The sequence below is a fragment of the Streptomyces malachitofuscus genome (assembly GCF_055571035.1).
Genome location: NZ_JBVIGA010000028.1, coordinates 106,255 through 114,316, shown reverse-complemented (window position 1 = coordinate 114,316; position 8,062 = coordinate 106,255). Strand labels below are relative to the sequence as shown.

The following is an 8,062-nucleotide window of genomic DNA, read 5'->3' as shown; positions in this document are numbered from 1 at the left end:
ACCCCTCGCCCCCCCTCCTCTCCCCCCCCCCCCCCCCCCCCCCCCCCCCCCCCCCCCCCCCCCCCCCCCCCCCCTCCCCCCCCCCCCTCCCCCCCCCCCCCCCCCGGGCCGGGTCAGGTCGCGCGGGTCAGTGGTTGCGCGGGAAGCCCAGGTCGACTCCGGTGGGGGCGTCGGCCGGGTCGGGCCAGCGGGTGGTGACGACCTTGCCGCGGGTGTAGAAGTGCGTGCCGTCGTTGCCGTAGATGTGGTGGTCTCCGAAGAGGGAGTCCTTCCAGCCGCCGAAGGAGTGGTAGCCGACGGGGACCGGGATCGGGACGTTCACGCCGACCATGCCGGCCTCGACCTCGAGCTGGAAGCGGCGTGCGGCGCCGCCGTCCCGGGTGAAGATCGCGGTGCCGTTGCCGAACGGGGAGCTGTTGATGAGGTCCAGGGCCTCCTCGTAGGTCTCCGTACGCAGGACGCACAGGACGGGGCCGAAGATCTCGTCCTGGTAGGCCTTCGCGGCCGTCGGCACCTTGTCGAGGAGGGAGATGCCGATCCAGTGGCCGTTCTCGTGGCCGTCCACGGTGTACCCGGTGCCGTCCAGGACGACCTCGGCGCCCTCGTCCGCCGCACCGGCCACGTAGGAGGCGACCTTGTCGCGGTGGGCCCTGGTGATCAGCGGGCCCATCTCGGAGGTGGGGTCGTTGCCGGGGCCGATCTTGATCTTCTCGGCGCGCTCGCGGATCTTCTGCACCAGCTCGTCGCCGATCGCGCCGACGGCGACGACCGCGGAGATGGCCATGCAGCGTTCGCCCGCCGAGCCGTAGGCCGCGGAGACGGCCGCGTCGGCCGCCGCGTCGAGGTCGGCGTCGGGCAGGACCAGCATGTGGTTCTTGGCACCGCCCAGGGCCTGGACGCGCTTGCCGTTCGCGGAGGCGGTGGTGTGGATGTAGCGGGCGATGGGGGTGGAGCCGACGAAGGAGACGGCCTTGACGTCGGGGTGCTCCAGGAGGCGGTCGACGGCCACCTTGTCGCCGTGCACGACGTTGAACACGCCGTCGGGCAGGCCCGCCTCGGAGAGGAGTTCGGCGAGGCGGACCGAGGCCGACGGGTCCTTCTCGGACGGCTTCAGCACGAAGGTGTTGCCGCAGGCGATGGCGAGGGGGAACATCCACATCGGCACCATCGCCGGGAAGTTGAACGGCGTGATGCCCGCGACCACGCCCAGCGGCTGGCGGATCGACGACACGTCGACGCGGGTGGCGACCTGCGTCGACAGCTCGCCCTTGAGCTGCACGCTGATTCCGCAGGCCAGGTCGACGATCTCCAGGCCGCGCGCGACCTCGCCGAGGGCGTCGGAGTGCACCTTGCCGTGCTCGGCGGTGATCAGTTCGGCGATCTCGTCGCGGTGGGCGTCCAGCAGCGCGCGGAACTTGAAGAGGACGGCGGTGCGGGCGGCCAGGGAGGACTGGCCCCAGGTCAGGTACGCCTCCTTGGCGGCGGCGACCGCGGCGTCCACCTCCTCGACGGAGGCGAAGGCGACCTTGGTGGTGACCTCGCCGGTCGCCGGGTCCGTCACCGGGCCGTGGTTCCCCGAGGCGCCTTCGACGGTCTTGCCGCCGATCCAGTGGTTGACGATCTTCGTCATGACCGAGAACTCCTTCGCAGATGGCGGCGTCGGGTGGAGACGTGCCGTGGGTGCAGCTCGTACAGCTCGTGTGCGCCGGCCGCGGACGCGGGTGCCGCGGACCGGGCCATGTCCTCATCCCACCAGTCCGGGGCCCCCGGACGGGACCGACACAGTGTCGGCCGTTCGGGTCCCCGAGTGGACACATGGGACTTCGGCGGAACCTCCGGCGCGGGGCCGCGGCGGGCGGGGAGTCGTCGCTCGCACTTCGCTCCTGCCAAAGCGAGGCGGTCTCCCGCGCCGGAGGCGATCGGTGGGGTGCCGAAGAACGTGACCTGCGGCAGCGGTACACCCGTCCGGAGCGGGTGGAGGTCCACTCCGATCCGCCCCGAGGTGATCACGTCGTACGCCATCGCGTTCCCTTCGTACGGCTCGCCGGCCCTGCGGCGCATACGGCCCACCCCGGTTTCTAGCCCCGGGTGCGAAGCCCTGTCAATATTTTGTCCGGACATTCGGACGAAAACGTGAAGCTCTTGTCCGGGCCCCGTTGTCGGTGGCCGCCGATAACGTGCGGTGCCATGCCGAACGCGTACACCGCCCTGTGGACCAACGACCTCTGCAAGGCCCTTGCCCGCGAGGGCCATACGGGTGAGCGCCTGACCGTGATGTTCGGCGGGCCGCACCAGTCGCTGCCGAGTTTCCTACGCGCCGGAGTGCGCCCGGGTGACGTCATCCATCCGGTCCGGGTCTTCCGCAGGCAGCTGTGGGTGCTCGGGGCGATGGAGGTGGGGCGCGTCCTGGACTACGACACCGTGGGCGAGGAACTGGCCATGGAGGACTACCTCCGGCTCATCCACTGGAAACCGCTGAAGGCGGGCTGTGTCAGCGAGGTCGTCGTCGGGCCGCCCGGGAGCCCGCTCACCTTCGAGCGTCCCGTACCGCCCGAGCTGCTGGCCCGGCTCACCTACCGGTCACGGCGGGGCGAGCGGCAGATCAAGCACGTGGTGGACGGCGAGCTGCGCAGCGCGGTGAGCGTGCACGGCATCTACCGGCTGGCACCGGAGTCGGCGGCCGAGCTGGACGCCCTCGTACGGGAGTCCTGCGCCGCCGCGTGACACCCCGGGGGCGTCGTGGGTCCTCGCGCGATCTCACTCGCGGTCGCGTACGTCAACGCGCCCCGCCGGTGAGCCGGAGTGCGCCTGTGTGTCACTCCTGTCACAAAGACGCCCGTACTGTCACGGGTGTCACGCCCGCGCGGCCCTTCCGTCACACCCGGCGCACAGCCCCTGCCCTGTCGGCGCCCGGCCTCGTTCACCGGGCACAACGCATGCCTGATCACCAGCGCAGCGCCCGGCTCCCCCTGACGGCCACCCCCGGCCGCCGCCGCGGTGCGCGCGGGGAGGTGCAACGCCATGACCGACCGACGGCTGTGGTCCTACAAGGACATCGCGGCCCACATCAAGGTGCAGCCGGACACCGTGCGTTCCTACCGCAAGCACGGCCTGCTGCCTCCGCCCGACCACGTGGAGGGCGGCAAGCCCTACTGGTACGCCGACACCATCCGCACCTGGGTCGCCGCCCGCCCGGGCAACCGGGGCCGCAGAGCCGACTGACCTCCGCGAAGGCAGCTGTGCCCCGCCCGGCCGGTGGGGCACAGCTGTGTGCCACGAGCTTCGCCGTCGAACCCACCCTCACCGGATTCCCGGAAGTGCTGCGCCCGTTCACTGATCGAGGGCGAGTGGACCGACGAGGTGATCATGGCGATCCTCGACCGGGAGTGGGCCGCGCTCAGCTCCACGGCTCGATGACCGTCACGCCCGCGCCCGGAGCCGCTCCCATGGCCGCGAGGGCCGAGGGCACCGCGTCGAGACCGATCGTGGACGTCACCAGCAGGTCGGGCCGGAGGACGCCCGCGCGGACCAGTTCCAGCATCGGGGGGTAGGTGTGCGCGGCCATGCCGTGGCTGCCGAGGATCTCCAGCTCCTGGGCGATGGCGCGGGCCATGGGGACGGGGGTGGTGCCCGTCGGTGAGGGCAGCAGGCCCACCTGGACGTGCCGGCCCCGGCGGCGCAGCCCGTTCACCGAGGAGGCGCAGGTGGCGGGGGCGCCGAGCGCGTCCAGGGAGAGGTGGGCGCCGCCACCGGTGAGCTCGCGGACCGCCTCGGCCGGGTCGTCCACGGACGACGCGTCCACGCACTGTGCCGCGCCGAACCGCCGCGCCAGGTCGAGGGCCCCCGGTGACACGTCGACGGCGACGACGCGTGCGCCGGCCGCCGCCGCGATCATCACCGCCGACAGTCCCACCCCGCCGCAGCCGTGCACGGCGACCCACTCCCCCGCCGCCACCCGGCCCTGCTGCACCACCGCCCGGTAGGCCGTGGCGAAGCGGCAGCCGAGGGAGGCGGCCGTCGCGAAGGACATCCCGTCGGGGACCGCGACCAGGTTCACGTCCGCGTGGTCCAGCGCCACGTAGTGGGCGAAGGAACCCCAGTGCGTGAAGCCCGGCTGGGTCTGCCGCTCGCACACCTGCTGGTCGCCGGCCGCGCAGGCGGGGCAGGAACCGCAGGCGCAGACGAACGGGACGGTGACGCGGTCCCCGGCGCGCCAGCCGGTGACCCGGGCGCCGACCGCTTCGACGACGCCGGCGAGTTCATGGCCGGGGACATGCGGGAGGGTGATGTCCGGGTCATGGCCCTGCCAGCCGTGCCAGTCGCTGCGGCACAGGCCGGTGGCCTCGACACGGACCACGACTCCGTGCTCCGCGGGCTCCGGGTCCGCGACCTCCCGCACCCCGGCCGGTTCCCCGTACCGCTCGAACACCACCGCCCGCATGTCCCGTCCCGCCTTCCGGTGATCATCACTTCCGGGCGGAACGCTATCCCCGGGCCTCCGCCTTGTCGCGGGTGACCTCCGTCTCCTCCGTCTCCTCCCCGTGGCCGCCGGCGAGGACGGTTGCCGAGTCCGCGGAGCCCGCGGGGTCCGCCGGGGTCCGTGCCGGCTCCCCCTCGCTCAGGCCGAACCGTTCGTGGAACCGGCGCAGCGGGCCCGGGGCCCACCAGGTCGCGCGACCGGTGAGGCGCATGACGGACGGGACCAGGAGACTGCGGACGATCATCGCGTCCATCAGTACCGCCAGCGCGATGCCCAGGCCCAGCATCTTGGTGTTGGTCACGCGCGAGGTGCCGATCGCGACCATGACCACCGCGAGGATGACCGCCGCCGCGGTGATCAGTCCGCCCGTCCGCTGCAACCCGTGCCGCACCGCCTGCTCGTGATCGCCGGCGTGGTCGTACTCCTCCTTGATGCGGGACAGCAGGAAGACGCCGTAGTCCATGGAGAGTCCGAAGGCCACGCAGAACATCAGGACCGGCAGCGTGGTCTCGATCGACCCGGTGGTGGTGAAGCCGAGCAGGCCGGAGAGATGGCCGTCCTGGAAGACCCAGACCACGGCGCCGAACATCGCGGTGAGGCTGAGGGCGTTGAGCACCACGGCCTGCACCGGTATCAGCACGCTGCCGGTGAGCAGGAACACCAGGAGCAGGGTGACGACGACGATGAACACGGCCGCCATCGGTATGCGGTCGCCGATGGCGTCCTTGGAGTCGACCAGGACGGCCGCCGCACCGGTCACGCTGGTGTCGAACGGGGCGTCCACCGCGCGGAGGTCGCCCACCAGCCGCTGGGCGGGATCGTCGACCGCCTCCCCCTCGGGCAGCACGGTGAAGTAGGCCGTGTCGCCCTTCACCAGCGGTCCGTCGACCCGCACCACGTCGGGCAGGGCGGCGACGCGCTCCTTGTAGGCGGCGTACTGCGCCGGGGTCGCGCGGCCCTCCGCGAGGACGTCGAGGCCGCCGCCGGGACTGCCCGGGAAGCCGTCGCGGATGTGCTGCTGCACCACGTGCGACTCGGCGGTGGAGGGCAGTTGGCGGTCGTCCGCCGTGCCGAACTTCACGCCGAGGAAGGGCAGTCCGAGCAGCACCAGCACGGCCGTGGTGCCGAGGGCGAAGAACGGGGCCCGGCGCATCACCAGCGTCGCCGCGCGGCCCCAGGCGGCGCCCTCCTCGCGAGCGGGCCGCGCGGCCGGCCGGCCGCGCCGGAACAGCGTGCGCAGGTCGAGGGAGTTGACCCGGTGGCCCAGCAGCACGAGGGCGGCGGGGAGCAGGATCAGGGCGGCCGCCGCGGCCAGCAGCACCACGGCGATCCCGGCGTAGGCGAAGGAGCGCAGGAAGTACTGCGGGAAGACCAGCATCGCCGCCAGGGACACCGCGACCGTGAGGGCGGAGAACAGCACCGTGCGCCCGGCGGTGCGCAGGGTGGTGCCGACGGCCGTGAGCGGCTCGGAGCCGGTGGACAGTTCCTCGCGGAAGCGGCGGACGATGAAGAGCGCGTAGTCGATCGCGAGGCCGAGTCCCAGGGCGGTGGTGAGGTTCATCGCGAAGACCGAGACGTCGGTGAACTCGGTGAGCCCGCGCAGCACCGCGTTGGTGCCGAGGATCGCGACGATGCCGATGCCGAGCGGCAGCAGGGCCGCGACGGCGCTGCCGAAGACCATCACCAGCAGCACCAGTGTCACCGGCAGGGCGATCATCTCGGCCCTCAGCAGGTCCTCCTGGATGATCGTCTGCATCTCGTGCCGCACGGCGACCGGGCCGCCGACGCTCACCTCCACCACGCCCTGTTCGCCCCGGAAGGACGGCGCGATGCGCTCCAGCGTCTCCCCCATGGCGGTCTCGTCGCCCGTGAGGCGGGCGGCGATCAGCGCCTCGTGCCCGTCCTCGGCGCGCAGGGCGGGTGATCGCGACTGCCAGTAGGAGCCGACGCCGGTGACGCCCCGCTCCCCGGCCAGACGCTCGGTGAGCCGCTGGGCCTCGGCGGTGACGGCCGGATCGTCGACCCCGGCGTCCCCCGCGTCGACCAGCAGCAGGACATTGGGCTGGGCCTCGGGGAACTCGCGCTCGAGCGCCGCGGTCGCATAGCTGGACTCGGCGTCCGGGTCCTCCCAGCCGCCGCTGCCCATGCGGTCGGCGACGCCGCTGCCGGCCAGCACGGCGAGCACGGTGAGCACCAGCGCCGCCAGCAGGGCGAGCCGGGGCCGGGCGGTCACGAACCGGGTCCAGCCCCCCACGCGCGGCGCAACGTTGACTTCGGTCATCCTGCGGTGTCCCGTTCACCGTGAACCATGCCGTCCGCCCGCGTGTCCCCCCGAGTGTCCTGTGCCTTCCCGGGCCCGAACGGCCCCCGGACGCACGCGGGCAGGCGGCATGGCTGTGCCATTGCCATAGACTGGCAAACACGAGAGATCGCTCGCGTTCCACAAGAATGCGAGTGACCGCTCGCGTTTGTCAATCGCGTGCCGAGAGCTGGGGATAACGCGTGCCCGACAAGACCGAGAAGCCCGGGAAGCAGCAGGCGGCCGACGAACGGCCCGTCCGCAGGCAGGCGCGCGGTGAACGCCGCATCCGCCAACTGCTGGAGGCCGCCGCCTCCGTCTTCTGCACCACCGGCTACACGGCCGCCAGCACCAACGCCATCGCCCGGGAGGCCGGCGTCTCGCCCGGCACGCTGTACCAGTTCTTCCCGAACAAGGAAGCGATCGCCATCGAGCTGGGCAGCCGACTCATGCACGAGATGCGGGAGGCGTACGGCGAGGCCCTCGCACCCCTCGATCCGGCCACCCCGCTGGAGGAGGCCGTCGCCGCGGCCGTGGACCGCTTCATCGACTTCAACTGCCGCAACCCGGTCTTCTTCGCACTGATGCACGGCCCGGACATCCCCGGCCGCATCGCCCAGGAGCACGACGCCCTGCACGCCACCCTGATCACCAGGGTCGAGACGCTGATCACCCCGTTCATGCCCGGCACGCCCGCCGCCGACGTGAACCGCGTCGCCCAGGTCTGTGTGGGCATCTACAAGGCCGGCCTGGAACTGGTCCTCGCCCATGAGGGCGCCGAGCGCGAGGCGTACGTCCAGGAGCTGAAGAACGTCCTCATCCGCTACCTCGACCCGCTCGTCGCGGATTCATACCCCCTAGGGGTATAGTCTGGATGGTGTGGCGCCCTCGCGGGCCCCACCGACCCGTCACATCCCCTACGCCCGACGAGGAGTAACGACATGACCTCCCAGACCGACACCCAGGGTTCCGTCACCACCGTCTACAAGGTGAGCGGGATGAGCTGCGGACACTGCGAGGGCGCGGTCTCCGGCGAGATCTCCGCGATCCCCGGCGTCAGCTCGGTGACGGCCGTCGCCTCCTCCGGCGAGGTGACCGTGGTCTCCGCGGCCCCGCTCGACGAGGCGGCCGTGCGCGCCGCCGTCGACGAGGCCGGCTACGAGCTGACCGGCACCGTCTGATCCGGAACCCGCACACCCCGCGCGGCGTGAACCGGGCCGTACCGGCCACCCCTTCCCTGCGGCCCGGCGCGCCGCCCGCCCCCCGGATCCCGGACGTCCCTG

Annotated in this window: 7 protein-coding genes and 1 pseudogene; 4 read left to right on the top strand and 4 right to left on the bottom strand. The window is 72.4% G+C overall.

Annotated features, from left to right (window positions below; translation table 11 throughout):
* Nucleotides 1-127: 127 nt before the first annotated feature.
* Both mmsA and ACZ44S_RS32790 read right to left on the bottom strand, forming a co-directional pair.
* A complete protein-coding gene (gene mmsA / locus ACZ44S_RS32795) occupies nucleotides 128-1,630 on the bottom strand; it encodes a CoA-acylating methylmalonate-semialdehyde dehydrogenase (RefSeq protein WP_466935662.1) in 1,503 nt (500 codons plus the stop codon).
* Between the two features lie 197 nt (nucleotides 1,631-1,827).
* Nucleotides 1,828-1,920: pseudogene (locus tag ACZ44S_RS32790) on the bottom strand (5-deoxy-glucuronate isomerase); the annotation flags it as partial.
* A 267-nt stretch (nucleotides 1,921-2,187) separates the two neighbouring features.
* Here ACZ44S_RS32790 and ACZ44S_RS32785 point away from each other — a divergent pair.
* On the top strand, nucleotides 2,188-2,724 hold the full coding sequence (locus tag ACZ44S_RS32785; protein WP_466935660.1) for a hypothetical protein: 537 nt from the start codon (nucleotides 2,188-2,190) through the stop codon (nucleotides 2,722-2,724).
* A gap of 297 nt (nucleotides 2,725-3,021) precedes the next feature.
* Entirely contained in the window at nucleotides 3,022-3,222 is a 201-nt protein-coding gene (locus ACZ44S_RS32780) for a helix-turn-helix transcriptional regulator (protein ID WP_190164332.1), read from the top strand.
* A 175-nt stretch (nucleotides 3,223-3,397) separates the two neighbouring features.
* On the opposite strand, the gene ACZ44S_RS32775 is transcribed toward ACZ44S_RS32780, so the two are convergent.
* The gene (locus tag ACZ44S_RS32775) at nucleotides 3,398-4,441 is read right to left on the bottom strand and encodes a zinc-dependent alcohol dehydrogenase family protein (protein ID WP_466935658.1); all 1,044 of its coding nucleotides are present in this window, start codon (nucleotides 4,439-4,441) and stop codon (nucleotides 3,398-3,400) included.
* Nucleotides 4,442-4,484: 43 nt separating this feature from the next.
* Entirely contained in the window at nucleotides 4,485-6,761 is a 2,277-nt protein-coding gene (locus ACZ44S_RS32770; protein ID WP_466935655.1) for an MMPL family transporter, read from the bottom strand.
* Between the two features lie 221 nt (nucleotides 6,762-6,982).
* Between ACZ44S_RS32770 and ACZ44S_RS32765 the strand changes: the two genes are divergently transcribed.
* Together ACZ44S_RS32765 and ACZ44S_RS32760 are read left to right on the top strand one after the other, a co-directional pair.
* The gene (locus ACZ44S_RS32765; protein WP_466935653.1) at nucleotides 6,983-7,648 is read left to right on the top strand and encodes a TetR/AcrR family transcriptional regulator; all 666 of its coding nucleotides are present in this window, start codon (nucleotides 6,983-6,985) and stop codon (nucleotides 7,646-7,648) included.
* Between the two features lie 72 nt (nucleotides 7,649-7,720).
* Nucleotides 7,721-7,960, top strand: a complete 240-nt coding sequence (locus ACZ44S_RS32760) for a heavy-metal-associated domain-containing protein (RefSeq protein WP_466935651.1) — start codon at nucleotides 7,721-7,723, stop codon at nucleotides 7,958-7,960.
* The last annotated feature ends 102 nt before the right edge of the window (nucleotides 7,961-8,062 follow it).

What these genes read in the sequence shown, in the direction of transcription:
- mmsA (WP_466935662.1), bottom strand. Translation starts at nt 1,630, where the DNA reads ATGACGAAGATCGTCAACCACTGGATCGGCGGCAAGACCGTCGAAGGC.
- ACZ44S_RS32785 (WP_466935660.1), top strand. Translation starts at nt 2,188, where the DNA reads ATGCCGAACGCGTACACCGCCCTGTGGACCAACGACCTCTGCAAGGCC.
- ACZ44S_RS32780 (WP_190164332.1), top strand. Translation starts at nt 3,022, where the DNA reads ATGACCGACCGACGGCTGTGGTCCTACAAGGACATCGCGGCCCACATC.
- ACZ44S_RS32775 (WP_466935658.1), bottom strand. Translation starts at nt 4,441, where the DNA reads ATGCGGGCGGTGGTGTTCGAGCGGTACGGGGAACCGGCCGGGGTGCGG.
- ACZ44S_RS32770 (WP_466935655.1), bottom strand. Translation starts at nt 6,761, where the DNA reads ATGACCGAAGTCAACGTTGCGCCGCGCGTGGGGGGCTGGACCCGGTTC.
- ACZ44S_RS32760 (WP_466935651.1), top strand. Translation starts at nt 7,721, where the DNA reads ATGACCTCCCAGACCGACACCCAGGGTTCCGTCACCACCGTCTACAAG.